Source organism: Pseudomonas sp. SWRI22, assembly GCF_014268395.2.
In the GTDB taxonomy this organism is placed as follows: domain Bacteria; phylum Pseudomonadota; class Gammaproteobacteria; order Pseudomonadales; family Pseudomonadaceae; genus Aquipseudomonas; species Aquipseudomonas paracarnis.
On sequence record NZ_JABWQK020000002.1, the window covers coordinates 1069823 to 1090725 of the forward strand.

Here is a 20903-nt window from a genome sequence, read left to right on the forward strand (position 1 = left end):
GACATGGCAGTGGTAGAACATCCCTGGCGTCGATACCCACTCATTTGGAGCCTGTCATGACCCAGCCTGCGATCAAACTCTATGGTTTCCCCCTGTCCGGCCATTCCCACCGGGTCGAACTGATGTTGTCCCTGCTGGGGCTGGCGAGTGAATTTATCCTGGTGGACCTCAAGCAAGGTGCGCATAAAACGCCTGAGTTCCTCACCACCCTGAACAGCTTTGGCCAGGTGCCGGTGATTGATGACGGCGGCACGGTACTGGCCGACTCCAATGCGATCCTGATTTATCTGGCCAGCACCTATGGCCGCGGCGAATGGCTGCCGAGCGACCCTGTCGGGCAAGCCCGGGTGCAGCGTTGGCTCTCGGCCGCCGCCGGCCCACTCCATGCTGGGCCTGCCACGGCGCGCTTGGCCACGGTGTTTGGCGCCGAGGTGGACACTGTCAGTGCAATCAACCGTGCCCATGCCTTGCTGAGCGTGATGGAACAGCAACTGAACCAGAGCCGTTTCCTCGCCAGTGAGCAGCCCAGCATTGCCGATATCGCTTTCTACACCTACGTGGCCCATGCGCCGGAAGGCAATGTGTCCCTGGCCGACTACCCTGAGGTACGCGCCTGGCTCGCCAGCATCGAAGCACTGCCGGGTTTTGTGGGCATGCCGCGCACGGCTGTCGGTTTGCAATCGAGTTGAAGCCCAACACCTGTGGCGAGGGAGCTTGCTCCCGCTGGGCTGCGCAGCAGCCCCAACAAGGCTGCCGTATTTATTCAGCCAAACCGCGCTGGCAGCTTTCAGGGCCGCTGCGCGCCCCAGCGGGAGCAAGCTCCCTCGCCACAGGGACACATAATCAGAAGGCGTAAAGATGGATCGATTTCATGAAATGCAGGTGTTCCTGGCCGTGGCCGAGGAGGAGGGCTTCGCTGCTGCCGCCCGGCGCCTGAACACGTCGCCGCCCAGCGTGACCCGCGCCATTGCCGCCATGGAACAACGCATCGGCACGCAGTTGCTGGCGCGCACCACCCGCAGCCTGCACTTGACCGAAGCCGGCCAGCGTTACCTGGACGATTGCCGACGCATCCTTGCTGAGCTGGACGAAGCCGAGGAAGCGGCGGCGGGCAGCTACTCCATCCCGGGCGGCCAGTTGACGGTGACCGCACCGGTACTGTTTGGCGAGCTGTATGTGGCGCCGGTACTGGGGGATTATCTGGACCGTTTTCCGTTGGTGAGTATCAACGCCTTGCTGGTCGATAGGGTGGTCAATATGACCGACGAAGGTGTTGACGTGGCGGTGCGTATCGGCCACCTGCAGCAATCCGGGCAGCAAGCGATCAAGGTCGGCGAAGTACGCCGGGTGGTGTGCGCATCGCCGGCTTATCTTGACCAACACGGGCGCCCCCAGCGCCCCGAGCAGTTGCGTGAGGCCAAGCTCGTCACCTCATCGTCCAGCCAACTGGTCAGTGAGTGGACATTCGTTGACGCCGGCCAGCCGCTGAAGGTACCCATCGAGCCACGCCTGGTTGTCACCGCCAACAATGCCGCGATCAACCTGGCCCGCCTGGGGTGGGGCATGACGCGGGTGCTGTCGTATCAAGTCGCGGCAGCGGTGGCGGCGGGGGAACTGGAACTGGTACTGGAGGATTTCGAACCGGCGCCGCTGCCGATCCACGTGGTGTTCCAGCAAAACGGCCGAGTACCGGCCAAGGTCAATACGTTTGTGGATTTCCTCAGCCATCGCCTCGGGCAGGACCCGGCCCTGAACGCCGCGACCAAGCAGCGTGCCTGATGGAGCGTTATCGCGATATGCAGCTGTTTGCCGCGCTGGCCGGGCAACCCAGCCTGGCGTCGGCGGCACGTCATGCGCAGGTTTCCGGGCCGACGCTGGTACGTGCAGTTGCGCGCCTGGAGGCACGCCTGCGCGTGGTGTTGCTGCAACGTAGTACACGCGGTGTCAACCTGACCGATGCAGGCCAGGCTTACCTTGCCGACTGCGTGCGCCTGCTGGCAGCGGTGGACGCGGCCGAGGCCTCGGCCAACGGTTTGCATGTGCAGGCCCAGGGCGACCTGCGGATATTTCTGCCGTTACTGTTCAGCCGCTATGTCATGGCGCCGCTGTTGGCCGGTTATGCGGATCGCTACCCAGCGGTGCGTGTCATCGCGCATTACCACGACTATTTCCCTAACCTGCACGTAGAAGGGCTGGACGTGGCGGTGCTGGTCGGCGAATTGCCCAACTCGTCACTCATTGCGCGGCAAGTCGGGCAGGTGCGCACTGTCGTATGTGCCAGCCCCGCTTACTTGGCGACCCGGGGCGAACCCCGGCATCCGGCTGAACTCAAGCAGCATCATCTGATTGCCAGCGCCGACCCGGTGCACTGGGATTTCCCGCATTACACCCTCAAGGCTCGCGCCCGGCTGCGTTGCGCCACTGTCCAAGGCGCGATCAATGCAGCGGTGCAGGGGGCGGGCGTGATTCGAGCCTTGAGTTACCCACTGCACGAACACCTGGCGAGCGGCCAGTTGCAGCGCCTGTTGCCTACCTTCGAGTTGCCGCCGCAGCCGGTGCATGTGGTCTACCGCGAAGGCCGTCATGCGTCGATGCGCGTGCGCAGCTTTGTCGACTACTGCGTCACCGCGTTGCGCGAGCATCCGGCGTTTCAGTTGGCGTAATAGTGGATTGCCCTGGGTGGGCATTCTCTCCATTACGGCCTGGGCGCAGCATGCTCGTATCTAACCGGAGGTGAGCGCCATGCACTCGATTGAAGCAACCCCTTGGCATGTCGGCGAACGACACATGCAGGAAAGTGCCGGCGTCTCTGAACGCATGGCCATGATCGGGCCCAAGGTCATTCGTGATCATTTGCCTGAGCAGCACCGCGATTTTTATCCGCTGCTGCCGTACTTGATCGCGGGTGTGGTGGACGAACAAGGCATCCCCTGGGCAACGATGCTGGAAGGCGCTCCAGGGTTTGCGCATTCACCGGACCCACACACGCTGCAGATCGACAGCCTGCCCGCCAAAAGCGATCCCGCCTGGGCTGGGATAACGGATGGCGCGGCGATCGGCCTGCTGGGCATCGACCTCAATACCCGCCGCCGCAATCGCATGAATGGCCGGATCGGATCGCTTGAGGATGAGGGCTTTGCGGTGGACGTAGTGCACACCTTCGGCAATTGCCCCAAGTACATCCAACTGCGCCCCGTCGCCGGAATTGCACGCAAACCCGGCAACGCTGCCGAGCGCAGCAATGGCCTGGACGCTGCTGCACAAGCGCTGATCCGCAACGCTGACACCTTCTTCGTCGCCAGCTACGTGGACCAGCACGGCGAACGCGCGGTGGACGTTTCCCATCGCGGCGGCAACACGGGGTTTGTGCGGGTGGAGGGTAACGTGCTGACCATCCCGGATTTCGCCGGCAACCTGTTCTTCAACACCCTTGGCAACCTGCACGCCAATCCGGTGGCAGGGTTATTGTTTGTGGATTTTGAGACCGGCGACGTGCTGCAAGTGGCCGGGCGTACATCGTTGATCCTGAGCGGGCCGCAAGTGGCTGAGTTCGAAGGCGCGCAGCGCTTGTGGACGGTGACGGTGGAGCACGTGGTCCGCCGCCCGGCAGCCTTGGCCTTGCGTTGGCAATTCGCTGAGTTTTCGCCGCACAGCCTGGCGATGGGCATCGGGTAGCCTGTCACCCGCTCCCTGGCACAGCCAGATCAAATGTGGGAGGGGGCTTGCCCCCGATGAGGCAGTGTCAGCCAACACATCTGTGACTGACCCACCGCAATCGGGGGCAAGCCCCCTCCCACATAGGAACGTCATTGCCTGTTGAGTTTGCGTTTGCTCATCAGGCCACCGGGCATTCCCGGTTCAGCGCTTCATCGACCAGCAACTGCGCAATTTCGATCATCTGCACCACCGCCAGCACATGCTTGCGGCGCTGACCGTCAAGCTGTTCGGCACAGTCGTAGGCGCAGACAGTCGCTGACTCCAGCATTTCGCTGGCATTGCTCAAGGCGGCTTCAGTGCTGAGTCCGGGGCGAACGGTGAAGATGACATCGGGAGGTAGTTGTGGGTTGTCATCCGAAGTTGATGACGGGGGATTGGGTGTGACTTTCTTCATGGCGAAGCTCCTATGAATGAGCACCTCCATTTCGCTACCACACGAAGTAAGGAGGCGACTGTACACGGGGTGGTAGACCGGTCATAGAAACCCGGCAGGCCGAAGCCTCCCATGCACAGCCGCCACAAAGCAGCCCGCATAAAAAAACGCCCTTGAGCGTTTCGGGGTCTATGAAATAACTGGGCTACCACACCCATTCGCTGATTTTGCAGCGACCCGCGAAGGTTAGCGGCGAGGCTCATCGGACGCAACCCGAAGTTTGTGTAAGAGCCGTCTGACGAATTCAGTCTATGGAAGGCGGTTAGCCTGACCCGCAGTTTTGCCGTAGTCAGTGTGGGGAAACAGTTGGTTGGTCATCTCGATGATCTTGCTTTGTGCGTCAATGAACTTACCCATTCGGGCGCCGCCCGAGGTCGAGTCATACAGTGCCTGTCCGATCCGCCGACCGTTCTCGAACACCTGAATGTCGGCGAAGCTCATATACAACGCCATGTCCCAGCTCCATGTACCGATGTAAGTGGTCGAAAGCGCGCAATTGGCGGGCGGGGTGCCTGGCGGTAACTCGCGGGTTTGAAAGCCTTTACTGCGCAATTGGGCTGTGTAGGTGGTGTTGAAGCCTTCACGCAAGCCGGCAGCGGGGATCATGCAGATTTCAGGGGAGTGAACAGTAGAAGCGGGAACAGGCGTGACGGTTTGCGTGATGCTGCAGCCGGTGAGGGCGCTGCAGGCCAGTACGAAAGCGAGGGCTGTTATCCGGCGCATAGCGACCTCCATGTCATGAGTAGTGGCTGAATGATAGCAGTGATCGTCCAGCGCCGAACACGGTGGTTCGGGTGCATCAGATCAAATGTGGGAGGGGGCTTGCTCCCGATGGCGGTGGGTCAGTCACATATGTGTTGGCTGACACTACCTCATCGGGAGCAAGCCCCCTCCCACAGTGGGATGTCATTGCTTGTTGAATTTGCGTTTATTCATCAGGCCAGCGCTTCACCCATGAACATGTTGCTGGATGTTGAACCGTCAGCGAGAGCAGTTTCTCTGGGTTAGCCTTGTCTTCCTACTGACAAACAAGGATTGGTCATGCAGCGAAAGGTCATTAATCCCACGACGGTATTCAACTCCCTGCAATACGGTTTCAGCCAGGCCCTGGAAGTGCCGCAAGGGCGACGGATCATGCTTTCCGGGCAGGTGGGCGTCGATGCCCAAGAGCGCACGGCGGGCCCAGACATTGCCGAGCAGACGGTCATGGCGTTGGACAATGTCGAAAAGGTGCTGGCCGAGGTGGGGGGCGATCTGTCCCACGTGATCATGCTGCGGTTGTATATCGTCGAGTCTGCCCGGGATCAGCAGGAACCGATTGCTGAAGCTCTGCGTCAGCGCTTCGCACACAACCCGCCGCCGTCTTCGTGGATTATGGTCAGTGGGTTGTCGTTGCCGGAATGGTTGATCGAGGTGGAGGCAGAGGCGGTGGTTCCGTTCAGTTAGGCGAGCGCTTTTTGAAAGCAGCAAGTAGTGGCTGACAAAGACAGCTATCTCACTGATGCAATCCGATCAAAATGTGGGATGGGCGGTGCGACGATTCGACTTGCCCCCGATGGCGGTGGGTCAGTCACAGATGTATTGATTGACACTACCTCATCGGGAGCAAGCCCCTTCCCACATAGGAACGTTATTGCTTGATGAATTTGCGTTTTTTCATCAGGCCACCGGGCATTCCCGGTTCAGCGCTTCATCGACCAGCAACTGCGCAATCTCGATCAGCTGCACCACCGCCAGCACGTGCTTGCGGCTCTGACCATCGAGCTGTTCGGCACAGTCGTAGGCACAACAGTCGCTGACTCCAGCATTTCGCTGGCATTGCTCAAGGCGGCTTCCGTGCTGAGTCCGGGGCGGACGGTGAAGATGACATCGGGAGGTAGTTGTGGGTCGTCATCCGAAGTTGATGACGGGGGATTGGGTGTGACTTTTTTCATACGGTTGCTCCTGGAGTTAGAGGAGCCGCCACAATCACTTCCACATGATGGGGTGGCGACTGTACGCAGGTGTGGAAGACCGGACTCCAGGACCCCGGCGCACTCGAAAATGCCCCGCGCACAGCCGCCATAACACTTTATAGCGAGCATGAAAAAAGCGCCCGCTAAGGCTATGGGCGCTTATACGCCTGGAGAGTTCGGGCTTCCACACCCGTCCGCTGATTTTGCAGCGACCCGCGAAGGTTAGCGGCGAGGCTCATCGGACGCAACCCGAAGTTTATGTAAGAGGGGTCTGACAAGCTCGCAGCGTGGATCAACGTCAGCGGGTGGCCATTGCCGGAAGGTTGATCGAGATTGAAGTGCGGCCGCTGGAGGGCTGAAACGACAGCTGTCTCGCTGATGCAATGCGATCAAAATGTAGGAGGGGCGTCAACTCCGGGCGTCGGCCAGGCTCAGGTCCTTACAGACCACACCGCGCTTGCCTAAGGGTAGCTCGCCGTTGTAAAGCTTGCAGTAGAGTCGTTCGCTGCTCAAATACAGCTTCGGCCAGCGGGGAAGTCATCTTCGGTCGAGCGTAGACGCTCGCCAAGTTGGGCTAGGATAAAGGCTTCTGAGCGGTGTGAATCACTCCAACGGATCGCCGCTTCAATCGGGTGGGAATAGGCTTTTGTCAAAGGGGAAGGTCGCTGTCATATGATCGATACCCTGCATGAAAAGTGGACGCATTGAATGGGTTCCTTGATTGAACGGCTGTGTTGGGGGTCATGAGGCAGGTGCCGGTAGCTGTCGTGGGTATCATCCAACGAACGGCTGCGTTCGAGTCAGCAGAATGGCGACCAATGTCGGGGATTTGCGAAGCAGCAAAACGCGCTCGGGCCAGAGACGACAGTGGTGGGGCGTCTGATGGCTAAGTCGGTCGACGCATAGGGTTACATTTTTGCGCCTAGCGCTCTTAGGTTGCTTACCGTGCAGCCCAGATGCGGAAGCATTGAATCAACCACCGAACAGTTGCTCTTCTGGCTCTCAGCCCGCTGTGCTTGCGGTCTGCGGAGCGAATGACATAGGATTCAATCAAGGCACCCGGTAGGTGCCAGCCGTCCACTAATGGCAAAGCTCGCGCTCTACCGTGACAGTACCAACCGCCCTGTATTGGGTTCTCGTAGTGGACACTAGGCCCGGCCCCGGAGGCTGAAATGCAAAACACCATCACTTTTGCTGATGTTCACCGCGTCAAGCGCCACGCTAAGCAACTCAGAATCGACTTCCCTGATCTTTCTCACGGCAAGCGCCTCGATAAGGCTGCCGTCGAGATTTGTGGTGCGCGGAACTATCATGAGCTGAGCCGTTGGTTTGACCGCACAATCAGTCAGCATATTGATACGCCGGATGGACATCAAGGTGTGAGCCACTGCCGATACTGTGACTTTCGCTTCGCGTCCGATCACAAGCCTGATCAGAAAACGCATCGAGAGATCCATGAGCTTTTTATGGAAGCTGAAGAAGAGTTGGGGTACCGGCCAGGGACATACGTGCAGCGCGAGCGTATGAAAACGGACGGTTACCATCTAATGACCAATGGCGAACATGAAGAGGATCGCATCTTAGGTTTGCTCATGGTCACTCGGGGTTGGTTTGATCGGTCTCTTCGCTCGGCGATTGAGTCTGGCTACTGGACCAAACATCCGACGTTTGAGACGTATGTTTCGATGATGCTGCCGCATCTGGACACGGTTGATCTTGGGATTTCCGCGATTTTGAAAGCGCGCTATGGGCGGACGAACGAAATGATCTCCATTGGACAGACTAACTGGTCGCCTCGTTAAATCTATGATCCTCACTGCCCGGAGCATTCAATGTTCTGGGCATTGAGGAGGTTGTCACATATCGACCTCTTGTGATTTATGCGTCTACGCTCGGAAGCAGCGGACCTGCGTTTTTTATGTTACGGCATTGTTGAATGTCGGCATTGTCCACCACTTGAGCTGGCTCTTTCACGTTCTATTGCCTTTTTAGGTGGCTAATGAGTCTTTCAGGTATTCGTTCAAATCGAGGGGATAGCTATCAGACGCTGATTGCTATGTGGTTTGCCATTTCGATGCTATCCGACGCCGACTATGAGTGGCTGGAGGTCGACTCCACTCGTTGGTTGGTGGATGACGTGGTTGTCGGAAAGTCCGACGGTTCAATCATTTGCTGTCAATGCAAGAAGAACCAGCCGGATTTCAAACCTTGGACGGTTGCTGATCTGTCCGGTGAGTTCGAGAAGGCTTCTCGCCTGTTGGTGGGGGATCTGAACACAGTGGTGCGTTTCTATTCGCGCGGTACGTTTGGTCATATTGCTAAGCTGCGAGAGCATTGCGCAACGCAGCCTGATGAGAGCAGCTACCGGAACAGCCTTACGAACGAGCACGCGACAATCGATGCTTCTTTAAGTGCTACGTTTAATGCCGCTGTATCGCTTCGCACGTATGACTTTCTACGTCGCACAACTTTCCATAACACAAATGATTTCAACGATTTGGAAGAGTCGTTGCTCGAGCGGCTTCGCATTCTGGCAACCAATGCGGAGGCCGCTTACGATGCACTTTGGTACCGGCTCGATCAGTTGGGTTCACGAATGCCCTCGCGTGATTCACAGGCGGCGTCAGTTCAACATCGTTTGACAAAAGAGGACCTTCTCGGCCTGCTTCAGCAATCAGGGTCGATGCTCGCGCCGCATATGAACGTGTCTGAGGTTCGTGCCTCTCTCGATGAAATTTCTGCTATCGGTAGGAATTGGCGGCGCGAGATGGGTGGGAGGCGGCTCCCAATTCGTGTTGTTGACGACATGCTTTCTGCCATCGATAACGGAAAGCGCTCAATACTGCTCACCGGGCTGCCTGGGGCGGGGAAAACCTGCGCTCTTCTGGCAGTGCAAGAAGCACTGGAACTCCTGGCTGAGGGTGACGGTTCTATAGTGCCTCTATTCATACAGTCCCGAGAGTTTGCTGACCTTGCAACGGCCCAAGACCGCCACGCTCAGGGCCTGTACGAGGACTGGGTGGAAAAGGTTGCACGTCTTGCAGACAATGCTCGGGTCGCCATTGTTATTGATTCTCTTGATGTATTGTCGATCTCGCGGGAGCACGCGGCGTTGACGTATTTCCTGGCACAGATCGATAGGTTGTTATTGATCAGCAACGTGACAGTGCTGACAGCCTGTCGTGATTTTGATAGGCGCTATGACCGCCGTTTGGCGTCGCGAGTATGGGAGTGCGAGTTAGCTTGTCAGCCCCTGGATTGGAACTGTGACGTATCTCCATTGCTACAGTCGCTCGGCATTGATATTTTTGGGGTGGATGCGCCAACGCGTCAACTCATCTCGAATCCCCGTGAACTTGCAATTTTTATTGAGCTAGCACAATGGGGGGGTGGGTTTAGCGTTGTAACTAGTCAGGCGCTGGCGCAACGGTATCTGGATACACTGGTTCATGCTGATGCGAATTTGGGCATCACAGCGCTTGAAGCGATAGAGTCAGTTGCCGACGAGATGCTCCGGACCCGCAGCCTCACTATTCCTGCGCAGCGATTCAGCGGCTCCCAGGGTGTTTTGCGTGTGCTACTCAGTCACAACGTGCTGCACCAGGCTATGGATGGGCGAGTCGGGTTTGGTCACCAGACGTTGCTTGATGTGCTAGTGATCAGCTCAGCGATTCGAAGGGGGGTGACGTTGAATGAGTTCATTCAGAGCTTGTCACCTGTACCATTTGTCAGACCAACTATCCGAAGTTTCGTGGCGCAGTTGGCTGCTGGTGATCGCCGATTGTTTCGAACTCAGTTGCGGGCTGTTCTCATGGGGCAGTGCCCATTCCATATGCGTCGATTGGTCGCGGAGTCATTCGCTGACCGGCCGCCCCATAGTGATGACTGGCCGATGCTTCGCGATCTCCGCCGAGATTACAAAGATGTGTTTCAGATCATCTATTTGCGAGGCAAAGCGATGGAGTGGGGGGCGTTCTGGTTCGCGCATTTAGTGCCTCTGCTGAGGGCGGAGCGCGACCAAGAAGGCCTGATGACGCATTTGCACAGATCTTCATTGTGGGTGAATCACGCTCCATCACTAATATTGCCTTTCTGGACTGAGTTGCTTGAGGCGGACTGGATGGATAGAGGGCTTGTCGCTGGCGGACTGGGCTTCTTGCTATCCGATGTAGCGTCTGAACATGCCGCTCTTACGGGTAAGTTGGTTGAGGCGCTGCTCCGTATGCCTATACAGGAGTACAGCTACCTAGGACGTTCTATCGCACGTTGCGTTGGCGCTGGCGTCTTATCAGATGATGTACTTTGGGCATTCATTACGGGTGATGTGACAGAGGATGACGTGCGAGAGCTTCATCATTTTGGCACCAAGCTAAGGTGGCGGGATCATGAGTTCGGTGCCGAATGTAAAAATTACATCGCCGAGCGCATGAAGTCTTCAGTGGACCTGTTGAATATTGCAATACCTTCTATAGAAGGTTGGAGCCAAATTCGAATATCTGAAATCGGCGATTGGGCTGCTGGAAGCTCGGGTTTTTTGCGGAGCACTTCTCACCGAGCAATCCGGTCCCACAGTGATTTTCAGCATGAAGATTCTATGCATTTACTATTGAGGGCGGTCGAAGGGGCTGTGCTCAGTCATGCCTCAATTGACTCAGAGTGGTGGCGAAGCAATCGGGAACGCCTCTGTTTTAATCATGAGGGAGCTCTGCGCTACTTTGGATTAATGGCTTGTATAGAAAACCCGTCTACCAATTCTGAAATTGCTGCTCGGCTATTTTGTATCGAGCCGCTGGTGGAGTGTGAGTTTTTATACGAGCTTGGCTGTCTTGCCAAGGTCGCGTTTGTGCATTTTGACTCAAGTCAGCAGGACTCTGTGGTGGCGGCATTATTCGCGATTACCGAGGGTATTGAACGAGATGAGCGAGAGGTTTTATGGGCAAACGGGGTACAGGCGCGGTTGATTGCGTGCATTCCATGTCATCTGCGACCCGCCGGTGCTCAGCTTTTACTTGATGATGCAATTGAGCGCGAAGGCGTCCTTAATGAAGGACCCCCAATTCAGGCTTGGAGCGGGATGGTTACGGCGCCTTTCCCATATAGCGTATTCCTTGAAATCAGTGATCGCGGAGTGTTGCAGCTTCTTATGCATTACACCGGATATCAGCGTGCTTTCGAGGAGCACTTGGTCGGTGGTGAAGGTGAGGTGGCTTCAATGCTGCGGGAGGCAGCGTCCCGTGACCCTGATCGTTTCCTGGGGATTATGACGGACAGCTGGGCTGATCTTTCGTCAGTTTTTCGCGATGCAATTATGAGTGGTGCGGGCAATTGCTTGGCCCATCTTCACGGCAATTTGCAATCAGGGGATTCTTGGACGCCATTTGTAACTATAGATGGAGCCTCATTGGCTGGGAAAGTTATTCACGAGCTTGGACTTAACTCAGAGTATTGGCAGCACAATCGCGCGGCTTCTAACGCCCTCAACGCATGTGCCAATGTGGTCGAAGATGCTGACCAAGCTCAACGGATGATAAAATTTGCTACATGTTTTTTGACAATGCGAGAAGAAGCTTCTATCAGCGGTGATGGGGTTGATCATCTCGACGTTGGAATAAATATGGCTCGCGGTCATATTGCCGAGGCATTGGTGATTTTGACCATCAACTTTCTGAAGAGTGGTAATGCGCTGCCTGATTCATTGCTGCGTCTTTTGTTCGACTTTGCTGATGAAGGTGATCCGGCTATTGCCGCCGTGATACTCCGGCGTTTGGCGTATCTGCAGAGTCTGGACTCCGGTATAGGCTGGGAATTGTTCGATCGATGTATGAAAGGCAATACCTCGGGACTTTGGGGAGGGGCGGAGCAATGTCTTTATTACTCCTATCGCACTGATTTTGAGAGAGTTTCTAAATGGTTGGCGCGACTTCGTTTGGAGGGGGTGGGTAAAGATTTTGAGACCTGGGGGCGAATATCTGCTTTGGCCGCCTTGTCGGATGTTGGCCGGACTTCGGAGCTGATGCTTGAGCTGTCTGAGATAGATGATGCTGCCGGATGGCAGGGGGCTTCAGCCGTTTGGGCGAACGCCCAGAATTTTGCCCGGTACAGAGCGCAGTGCATTGCTGGACTCGACTATGGGTTGTCACTCAATACGCATTCAGATGTTATTGGGCAGCGAGTGGGACAATTGTTTTGTAGTGATGTAACGGGCATACCTTCTGATCTTGTACGTCGTTACTTCTCCGTGCGTGAGATGGGTAGCAGTGGTGTCGGTGCATACATTCATGGGCTTGATGAGTGGTTAAGCGTCACTGCGCAACGAGACGCTGGAGAGGCGCTTGTGGTCTTCGAACTGTATCTCGCCTATGTGCGAGGTAAGGGCGCGCATATGTATGACCGCGGAGGAAATCTCACCCAGTTGCTTACGCAATTATTTGCAGAAGCAGAGGAGTGGGAAGAGGTGGATGGAGGCGCAATGTTGCAACGAGTCGTTTCAGCGCAAGATGAACTGTTATCTCTTGGCGTTTCAGGTATCGGCGATTGGCTGGCTGCTGCGGAGAGGCCTTGAGTGCGGTAGGGTGGGGTAGTCGCTAGCTAATGACCTCTACGCTTGACGAGTGGCTCGGGCTATCCGGCGTTGTCAGCTAGCTGGTGTCGCCCGGCACAGGCGTCGCCCGCGCCTCGCTGACCAGCCATACGCAAAAGTGCTCGGCGCGTGCCGAACACGTCTGCCGTCTTACTTCCACATAGGACTGGCCACTACCGATAAAGCAAAAGGGGGCAAGCAATTGACCTTGTTGCAGATCATCCATCACCAGCGGCCAGAGGATCACGCTTATGCCCAATCCAGCCTTCACCGCCTCTATCACATAGTAGAAATGCTCAAGCTCACTGAGCGGTATTGCTGACGCCATGCCCTATTGTTTCGCCCATAGCGCCCAGAGTTGCGGGCGCGTTAGGCTACTGAGCGAAGGCGCGCCAGCGTAGCCAGGGTAGTGGCAGGCTGCTGTTGGAGCAGATGAGGGGCGATTACCAAGCCGATGAGCTTCGCGTTCGCTGTTGGCGGTTGTGCTGCGCAGATGATGGTCGCGACCTCGAACGGGAGTCCGCCGTGAATGGCGATGTAGGTGCTGACCAGATAGTCGAATTGCGACAGTAAGCCAATGATTCCGTTGTAGTGAAGCTGGTACTACGACAATAGCGCATGCCTGCGTCACACAAACCGCAGCAGGCATTGCTCATTGTTGCCGTGGATTACACACCCGATCTGCTGTGGAGAAACAGTTGCCATCGCGTCGGCGGCGGCGCCTCATTTTGGTAAGGATGGCGCTGCTCGTCGGTTGATTCAAAAAACAATTTTTGTACGGTCACTTTGGTACTCAAAGGTGATAATTCCGGCATTGAACCCGTGTGATGCAGGACACGGCGTTGACAGAGGAGGAAAGTACGGATGCCTCAGCGTCTGGCTATGGAGCAATGGGAACAGCGCATGTCCAATGGCGATGAAAATATTACTGCGCTCGACCAGCTCCATGAGGTTGTCCGGTACGGCTTGCCTCCGATGAGATCGTGTCAGTCAATACATCTGTGACTGACCCACCGTCATCGGGGGCAAGCCCCCCTCCCACATTGGGTCTGACGTACACTCGACACCTATCAAGTCCAAGCTTGCACTGCCCCCAATCAATACCGAATCATCACCGACTTAAGCTCGGTGTAATCCTCGATAAACGCACTGCCAAACTCCCGCCCAACCCCCGAAGACCGGCTGCCGCCAAACGGCACCGCCGGGTCGAGCAGGGTGTGCATGTTCACCCACAAGGTGCCTGCCTTGATCGCCGGGATCATGCGCAGGGCCTTGCCCAGGTCGTTGGTCCATAGGCTGGCACTCAACCCGTAGGGCCCGTGGTTCATCAGCGCCAGCAGTTCGTCTTCATCGTCGTAGGGCAGGAAGGTGGCGATGGGGCCGAAGGTTTCTTCGTTGAGCAGGGTGTCGTACAGGTGGTTGGCCAGGATCACGGTGGGTTCGACGTAGCAGCCGGGACGGTCGATGAGGTGGCCCCCGTGGATGATCGTGTTGTTTTCGGTGCGGGCCTGGTTGAAGTAGCCGAGCAGTTTGTGTTGGTGTTGCTGGTGGGTCACGGGGCCGAAGTCGGTGTGGTCATCCAGGGGTGAGCCGATGGTCAGGCGGCTGAGACGCGCCTTGAGTTTTTCCAGCACGGCATCGATCTGTGAGCGGTGCACGAAGAAGCGTTCGGCCGCTGCGCAGATTTGCCCCGAGTGCAGGAAGCCCGCTTCGATAATGCCATCCACAGCCTTGTCTACATCCATATCCGGCAGGAAGCCGGCGGCGTTCTTGCCACCCAGTTCCAGGGTCGCGCGGGTCAGCCCGGCGCCCATGGCACTGCGGCCTACTGCAATACCGGTGGGTACTGAGCCGGTGAAGGACACCTTGTGCGTGCCGGGGTGTTCCACCAGCCCCTTGCCGACATGGCCGCCGCCGGTCAGCACGTTGAGCACCCCCGCCGGCAAGCCGGCGTCGATGGCCAGTTCGGCGATGCGCAACAGGGTCAGCGGCGTGAATTCGCTGGGCTTGATGATGATGCTGCAGCCGGTCACCAGCGCCGAGGCCAGCTTCCAGATGGCGATCATGGTCGAGAAATTCCACGGCACAATGCCTACCACCACGCCCACCGGTTCGCGCAAGGTGAAGGCGGTGTAACGCTCGCCATTGAACGAAGGCAGGGAGGGCGTTAGGGTCTGGCCGCTGAGCTTGGTGGCCCAGCCTGCGTAGTAGCGCAGGAAGTGCGCGGCCTGGTCGACCTCAAAGGCGCGGGAAATCTGGATGATCTTGCCCGACTGACAGGTTTCGATCTGCGCCAGTTCTTCGCGGTGCTGTTCCAGCAGGTCGGCCAGTTTCAGCAGCACGTTGCCACGGATGGCGGGCGCAGCCTGGGACCACAGCTGAAAACCACGGTTGGCAGAAGCGACCGCAGCGTCGATATCCGCCAGGTCAGCATCGGCCACGTCGGCGATCACCTGGCCGGTGGCGGGGTTGGTCACGCTCAGGCGTGCGTCGGTGTGGCTGTGCACACTGGCGCCTTCGATAAACAGCCCATGGCGGCGACGCAAAAAGGCTTCCACTTGAGGCAGCAACGGGATATCGCTCATGGCAGGTTCCTGGCAGTTCACAAAGAAACCCCGAGGTTAACCAACGCACTGATAAGCGGCTTGACTGTGCCTGCCAGCTTTTATGTCTGTGCCTGCCGTGCTTGTGAAAAGTACAAGCTTGCCTGCCGAACGTGCATTTCCCGCCTGCACGACCCGTTTGATACTGGCCCTGCATCCCGCGCCGTTCCACGATTCGGAGCGCCTGCCGGACTTCCAATAATAAGCAGGGCCGTCCATGAAAAAGCCAAACCCGCTCCTCGAAGACCTCAAGCCTCTTCTGCCTGCCATTGCCGCGAACGCCAGCCGTGCCGAACAGCTTCGCCAGGTGCCGGATGAGAATATCGCGCTGCTCAAAAGCATCGGCCTGCACCGCGCCTTCCAGCCCAAGGCATTCGGTGGCCTGGAACTGTCGCTGCCCGAATTCGCCGACTGCATCGCCTTGCTCGCCGGCAGTTGCGCCAGCACCGCCTGGGCCATGAGTTTGTTGTGTACCCATAGCCATCAACTGGCGCTGTTCTCGGCGCAGTTGCAGGAGGAGATCTGGGGCGCCAACCCGGATGCCACGGCCAGCAGCAGTATTGCGCCGTTCGGCCGGGTGACCGAGGGCGAGGGCGGCGTGTACTTCAGTGGTGAGATGGGCTGGAGCAGCGGCTGTGACCATGGCGAGTGGGCGATTGTCGGCTGCCGTCGCCAGAATGCCGAAGGTACCCAGGATTACTGCTTTGCCGTGCTGCCGCGCAGTGACTATCAGATCCGCGATGACTGGTTCGCGGCCGGCATGAAAGGCAGCGGCACCAAGACCCTGATCATCGACAACGCCTGGGTGCCCGAGCACCGGATCCAGAAGGCCAAGGACATGATGGAAGGCAAGTCCGCAGGCTTTGGTCTCTACCCAGACAGCCAGATTTTTTACGCGCCGTACCGGCCGTATTTCGCCAGTGGTTTTTCCACCGTCAGCCTCGGCGTGGCCGAGCGCATGCTGGAGGTGTTCCGCGAAAAAACCAAAAACCGTGTGCGCGCCTATACCGGTGCCGCCGTCGGCGCAGCGACCCCGGCGCTGATGCGCCTGGCCGAGTCCACCCACCAGGTGGCCGCTGCTCGGGCGTTTTTGGAGAAGACCTGGCAAGACCACGCCGAACACAGCGCCGCCCACCGCTACCCAGCGCGAGAAACCCTGGCGTTCTGGCGCACCAACCAGGCCTACGCCACCAAGATGTGCATCGAAGCGGTAGACCGGCTGTTCGCCGCCGCCGGTGGCAATGCCTGGTTCGAACACAACGAAATGCAGCGCCTGTTCCGCGATGCCCACATGACCGGCGCGCATGCCTACACCGACTATGACGTGTGCGCGCAGATCCTTGGCCGTGAGCTGATGGGCCTGGAGCCCGACCCGAGCATGGTGTAGCTGCGTTTTCCCTACAACAATCAGGGCGGCCCATAGAGGCCACCCGGGAGTCTTGCATGTCTGACGTATTCGACCCACGGGCCTTTCGTCGCGCCTTGGGCAATTTTGCCACTGGCGTGACCGTGGTCACCGCCGCCACCGCCTCCGGGCGCAAGGTGGGCGTGACGGCCAACAGTTTCAACTCGGTATCCCTCGACCCGCCGCTGGTGCTGTGGAGCATTGACAAGCGCTCCAACAGCCATGCCGTGTTCGAGGAGGCCAGCCACTTTGCCGTGAATGTCTTGGCGGCGGACCAGGTGCACCTGTCGAACAATTTTGCCCGCCCCCGTGAAGACCGCTTCGCCCTGATCGAGTACGAGCCGGGGGAGGGTGGCTCGCCGGTATTCGCCGATTGCTCGGCGCGTTTTCACTGCGAGAAATACCAGCAGGTGGACGGCGGCGACCATTGGATCATGATCGGCAAGGTGGTGGCCTTCGATGATTTTGGCCGTGCGCCGCTGCTCTATCATCAGGGCGCCTATGCCGAGGTCCGGGCGCTGCCTCCCTGCGCGCCCGAAGCAGTTTAGAACGGCACGGCGACCACCAGTTGGCTGTAGACATTGGTGCCGTTGCCGCCGACCTGATTGCCACCGGTATCGGCTGATTTATCGGGTTTGTACAGGCCCAGCAGCGGCGTGATGATCAGGTGCTCGTTGACGGCCCATTCGGCATACAGGTCCAGTTCGCGGCCATCCAGGTTCAATTGGCCGCGCGTACTGACGGTGTTGTAGTCGAAGAACAGCGCCCCCAGGGTGACGTTCTCCAGTGGTTTGACCTTGAGCGCCACGTGCTGCACGGCGGTATTACTGTTGAAGGGGCCGGAATAGTTGCCCGCCACTTCGCCCTGCACCCAGGTGCCGTAGCCACGGTTGAAGCCTGAGAACATGCCGTCCCAGTTCTTCGAATAACGGGCGTAGCGGTAGGTCAGGTCCGGGGACCACGGCAGGTTGGCGAAGGTGTAGCCGGCTTCGGCGTAACCGGCATTTTCCTGGCCGTCGCGACGGCTTTGGCGCGCCAGTTCGAAGGCGAAGTGCGCGTTGTCGATACCGGCATTGCCGGTGCCGCGCAGGCTGTAGAGGTTCATGCCTTTGCGCTGGCGCTGCAGGTCGGTGGCGAAGCGCTCATCCACATCGATGCCGTGAATGTAGGTCAGCCCCAGGGTGCCCGGCGCGGCACTGTATTCCAGGGTGCCGGCGGCCATTTCGGTGAGGGCTTGGGCGCGGTTGTCGGACTTGATCCACATCAGGCTGCCGTGCACACCGTCCTTGCCGCCCAGGCGAATCACCGCCGTCTTATCGAAGGCATGGCGTGCGGCGATGTAGTAGGCGCCGCCGCGATTGAACTCGCCGTCGCCGTCGCCGACGCCATTGCCCAGGTTGGGGCCGTCGTCGTTAAGGATAAAACCGTCGCCGAGCATGATGATCTGGCGACCGAACGACAGGTCCAGGCCGTCCTTGCCCAGCGCCGGTAACAACTCGCCAGACCGCCAGCCGGCGAAGGCTTCGTCAAACTTGGTGGTGCGCTCGGTGCCGTTGGTCAATCCGGCCGCATCGCCGTCGCCCCAGGTACCGGAACTCACCAGGTTGGCCGTGCCATACACACCGCCCAGGTTGCCCAGGCGCTGTTCGACGCTCAGACCGTACTTGATGAACGCCTCACGCCAAGTGGAGCCGCCGCTGCGCCCATCGTAGTTCTTCGGGCTGTTGAACATACCGTACACGGCGAGGAAGTTGCCGGTGACCTGGGTGTCGGCGTCCGCATACAACTCGATGGCCTGCGCCTGGCCCACCAACAGTGCCACGCCCAGGCCGACCGTCTGGCGCAGGCAGCGGTTTTTCAGTGTGTGCTCCATTGTTATTGCCCCCATCTTGGTTAAGAGTGAGGGCGCATTAGGGCGAGCGGTGTGAGGCCAAGTCTTTTCCCTGCGTGCCAGACAATTGACTCTGGCCGCCAGGCAGCAGGCCTTGGCAGGCAGCAACAAAACCGGCGGCAGACAGGGGCAAGACGATCAACGGGAGTGGGGCGCAGAGTGCCGACACATTAAAAAAACCGCTTCGAGGACCCCTCCATGTCGATCAACGACCGACTCACCGCACACCTCAACCGGGGTACGGTAGGTTTTCCCACTGCGTTGGCCAGCACCATCGGCCTGATCATGGCCAGCCCGGTGATTCTCACCGCCACGATGGGTTTTGGCATCGGTGGCAGCGCGTTTGCCCTGGCGATGCTGATCGCAGTGGTGATGATGCTGGCCCAGGCGACGACTTTCGCCGAGGCCGCCTCGATGCTGCCCACCACCGGTTCGGTGTACGACTACATCAACTGCGGCATGGGCCGGTTCTTTGCGATCACCGGGACCTTGTCGGCCTACCTGATCGTGCATGTGTTCGCCGGCACCGCCGAAACCATCCTCGCCGGCGTCATGGCCCTGGTGAACTTCGAACACCTCAACACCCTGGCAGAGTCGGCCGGCGGCTCGTGGTTGCTGGGCGTCGGTTTCGTACTGGTGTTCGGCGTGCTGAACGCCTTTGGCGTCAGCGCATTTGGCCGCGCCGAGATCATCCTGACCTTCGGCATGTGGACCACCCTGATGGTGTTCGGCGTACTGGGCCTGGTCGCCGCGCCGGCGGTGCAATTGGAGGGCTGGTTCGGTGAGTCGCTGGTAGGCACCGACCTGGTCACCGTGCTGTCGCTGGTGGGCATGGCGATGTTCATGTTCGTGGGTTGCGAGTTCGTCACCCCGCTGGCGCCGGACCTGCGCCAATCGGCCAAGGTGATGCCACGGGCGATGATGCTCGGGCTGATGGGCGTGGCCACCTGCATGTTCATCTATGGCGCGGCGATGAAACGCCAGGTGGAAAACGTCGTGCTCGACGCCGCGTCCGGCGTGCACCTGCTGGACACACCCATGGCCATCCCCCGATTTGCCGAACAGGTAATGGGGCAGATCGGCCCGTTGTGGCTGGGTATCGGCTTTCTGTTCGCTGGCGCTGCGACCATCAATACCCTGATGGCCGGCGTGCCGCGCATCCTCTATGGCATGGCGGTGGATGGCGCCTTGCCCAAGGTGTTCACCTACCTGCACCCGCGTTTCAAGACGCCGCTGTTGTGCATCCTGGTGGCCATGTTGATTCCGTGCCTGCATGCGCTGTACCTGGGCGGCAACACCGACAACATCATGCACCTGGTGCTGGCGGCGGTGTGCGCGTGGAGTTTTGCTTACCTGTTGGTGACGCTGTCGGTGGTGATCCTGCGCATTCGGCGTCCGGACTTGCCTCGGGCCTATCGCTCGCCGTGGTTCCCGCTGCCGCAGATCGTCTCCAGCATCGGCATCCTGCTGGGCATGTGGTTTATCACTCCGCCAGGCATGAACCCGGCTGACATTTATGTGCCGTTTGGCGTGATGCTCGGCGTGACGGCCACCTATGCGCTGTTCTGGACCCTGGTGGTGCAGAAGGTCAACCCCTTCAAGCCCGCCTGCGTGGAAGAGGTGTTGGCCAAGGAATTCAATCACGAACCGGGGCACGCCCATGAGGGTTATAGCGACCTTGCGGCAAAAACTGTTTGAGCTGTTTCGTGCTGACCGCGCACCCAGCGGGTATCGGCCGGGGGTGACCCTGGCCCACCTGCGGCGTGACCTGGGCCTGGCAAGCCTTGAAGTGGGCGGTGTGGCCTTCGAGATTGTCGAGCGCACCGAGTCTCAGTTGTTGATGCACCTGGTGCTGACCGAATGTGTCCTGCGCGTTCCTGCTGCAGCGGGTGGCGCTGGCAGCTTCGAGGTGCACCATGGCGGCGCGATCCGGCGCAGCGGTATTCATGTGCGGCGCCGCGCTGGCAACCAGGCACTGGGCCGTGAGTTGCAGGCGCGTTTGCAGGCTGACAGCGTGTTGTTCCAGGCGTTGATGCCGCTGGATTTCAAGCGCCTGCGCATCGAGCTGCAAGACCAGCAATGGTGCGTGCGCCTGGAGCATATGGGCGGCAGTGAAGTGGTCAACCGCATGCCGGCGTTCCGGCGCTACATTGCGTTGAGCACCGAGCAACGCGGGTATCTCTTGGTCGTACTGGCCGGATTGCGGCGGGTATTGTCGGACCTCTGATTGGCACCATTAGTGCTTCTGCAAAGGGCAAACAGGTTGTTGTTGCGTGCATATAGATAACATGTTAACTATTGCGCCAGAACAACAAGAAT

The 20903-nt window shown here is 58.7% G+C and carries 15 protein-coding genes and 2 pseudogenes; 11 read left to right on the plus strand and 6 right to left on the minus strand.

From position 1 onward, the window contains the following. The first annotated feature begins 56 nt into the window (after positions 1 to 56). The 4 genes from HU730_RS22435 to HU730_RS22450 all read left to right on the plus strand — a co-directional run bounded on the left by HU730_RS22435 (position 57) and on the right by HU730_RS22450 (position 3675). Entirely contained in the window at positions 57 to 689 is a 633-nt protein-coding gene (locus tag HU730_RS22435) for a glutathione S-transferase (RefSeq protein ID WP_034128205.1), read from the plus strand. 169 nt (positions 690 to 858) lie between these two features. Further along, positions 859 to 1779 (plus strand): LysR family transcriptional regulator, encoded by a 921-nt coding sequence (locus tag HU730_RS22440; protein WP_057975001.1) that lies wholly within the window; start codon positions 859 to 861, stop codon positions 1777 to 1779. Next, positions 1779 to 2663 carry a LysR family transcriptional regulator gene (locus HU730_RS22445; RefSeq protein ID WP_034128203.1) on the plus strand — a complete coding sequence of 295 codons (885 nt, stop codon included), beginning with the start codon at positions 1779 to 1781 and terminating at the stop codon, positions 2661 to 2663. Before HU730_RS22440 ends, HU730_RS22445 begins: the two co-directional genes overlap by 1 nt. 79 nt (positions 2664 to 2742) lie before the next feature. After that, complete coding sequence (locus tag HU730_RS22450) at positions 2743 to 3675, plus strand: pyridoxamine 5'-phosphate oxidase family protein (protein WP_186527076.1); 933 nt, start codon at positions 2743 to 2745, stop codon at positions 3673 to 3675. 160 nt (positions 3676 to 3835) lie between these two features. Here HU730_RS22450 and HU730_RS22455 read toward each other — a convergent pair whose 3' ends face one another. Both HU730_RS22455 and HU730_RS22460 read right to left on the minus strand, forming a co-directional pair. Continuing rightward, the gene (locus tag HU730_RS22455; protein ID WP_186527075.1) at positions 3836 to 4111 is read right to left on the minus strand and encodes a DUF6124 family protein; all 276 of its coding nucleotides are present in this window, start codon (positions 4109 to 4111) and stop codon (positions 3836 to 3838) included. Between the two features lie 288 nt (positions 4112 to 4399). After that, complete coding sequence (locus HU730_RS22460) at positions 4400 to 4873, minus strand: Sbal_3080 family lipoprotein (protein WP_186527074.1); 474 nt, start codon at positions 4871 to 4873, stop codon at positions 4400 to 4402. Positions 4874 to 5191: 318 nt separating this feature from the next. Here HU730_RS22460 and HU730_RS22465 point away from each other — a divergent pair, with 318 nt between their 5' ends. Continuing rightward, a complete protein-coding gene (locus HU730_RS22465) occupies positions 5192 to 5596 on the plus strand; it encodes a Rid family hydrolase (protein ID WP_186527073.1) in 405 nt (134 codons plus the stop codon). Positions 5597 to 5809: 213 nt separating this feature from the next. Here HU730_RS22465 and HU730_RS26935 read toward each other — a convergent pair. Continuing rightward, positions 5810 to 6084, minus strand: a pseudogene (locus HU730_RS26935) (DUF3077 domain-containing protein). A 1193-nt stretch (positions 6085 to 7277) separates the two neighbouring features. On the opposite strand from HU730_RS26935, the gene HU730_RS22470 reads away from it, so the two are divergent. Next, complete coding sequence (locus HU730_RS22470; RefSeq protein WP_186527072.1) at positions 7278 to 7907, plus strand: hypothetical protein; 630 nt, start codon at positions 7278 to 7280, stop codon at positions 7905 to 7907. Positions 7908 to 8104: 197 nt separating this feature from the next. Then, a complete protein-coding gene (locus HU730_RS22475; RefSeq protein ID WP_186527071.1) occupies positions 8105 to 12667 on the plus strand; it encodes an AAA family ATPase in 4563 nt (1520 codons plus the stop codon). 76 nt (positions 12668 to 12743) lie between these two features. On the opposite strand, the gene HU730_RS22480 is transcribed toward HU730_RS22475, so the two are convergent. Further along, positions 12744 to 13013 carry a hypothetical protein gene (locus tag HU730_RS22480; protein WP_186527070.1) on the minus strand — a complete coding sequence of 90 codons (270 nt, stop codon included), beginning with the start codon at positions 13011 to 13013 and terminating at the stop codon, positions 12744 to 12746. Positions 13014 to 13782: 769 nt separating this feature from the next. Continuing rightward, positions 13783 to 15270 (minus strand): aldehyde dehydrogenase family protein, encoded by a 1488-nt coding sequence (locus HU730_RS22485; RefSeq protein WP_186527069.1) that lies wholly within the window; start codon positions 15268 to 15270, stop codon positions 13783 to 13785. A 235-nt stretch (positions 15271 to 15505) separates the two neighbouring features. Between HU730_RS22485 and HU730_RS22490 the strand changes: the two genes are divergently transcribed. Further along, the gene (locus tag HU730_RS22490) at positions 15506 to 16675 is read left to right on the plus strand and encodes a p-hydroxyphenylacetate 3-hydroxylase oxygenase component (RefSeq protein ID WP_032901980.1); all 1170 of its coding nucleotides are present in this window, start codon (positions 15506 to 15508) and stop codon (positions 16673 to 16675) included. A gap of 56 nt (positions 16676 to 16731) precedes the next feature. Beyond that, a pseudogene (locus tag HU730_RS22495) lies at positions 16732 to 17199 on the plus strand (flavin reductase family protein); the annotation flags it as partial. 38 nt (positions 17200 to 17237) lie between these two features. Here the strand turns inward: HU730_RS22495 and HU730_RS22500 are convergent. Beyond that, complete coding sequence (locus tag HU730_RS22500) at positions 17238 to 18566, minus strand: hypothetical protein (RefSeq protein ID WP_186527068.1); 1329 nt, start codon at positions 18564 to 18566, stop codon at positions 17238 to 17240. A 216-nt stretch (positions 18567 to 18782) separates the two neighbouring features. Between HU730_RS22500 and HU730_RS22505 the strand changes: the two genes are divergently transcribed. Both HU730_RS22505 and HU730_RS22510 read left to right on the plus strand, forming a co-directional pair. Further along, entirely contained in the window at positions 18783 to 20282 is a 1500-nt protein-coding gene (locus HU730_RS22505; protein WP_060763686.1) for an APC family permease, read from the plus strand. Next, complete coding sequence (locus tag HU730_RS22510) at positions 20245 to 20811, plus strand: DUF3156 family protein (RefSeq protein ID WP_060763685.1); 567 nt, start codon at positions 20245 to 20247, stop codon at positions 20809 to 20811. Before HU730_RS22505 ends, HU730_RS22510 begins: the two co-directional genes overlap by 38 nt. Positions 20812 to 20903 lie beyond the last annotated feature (92 nt).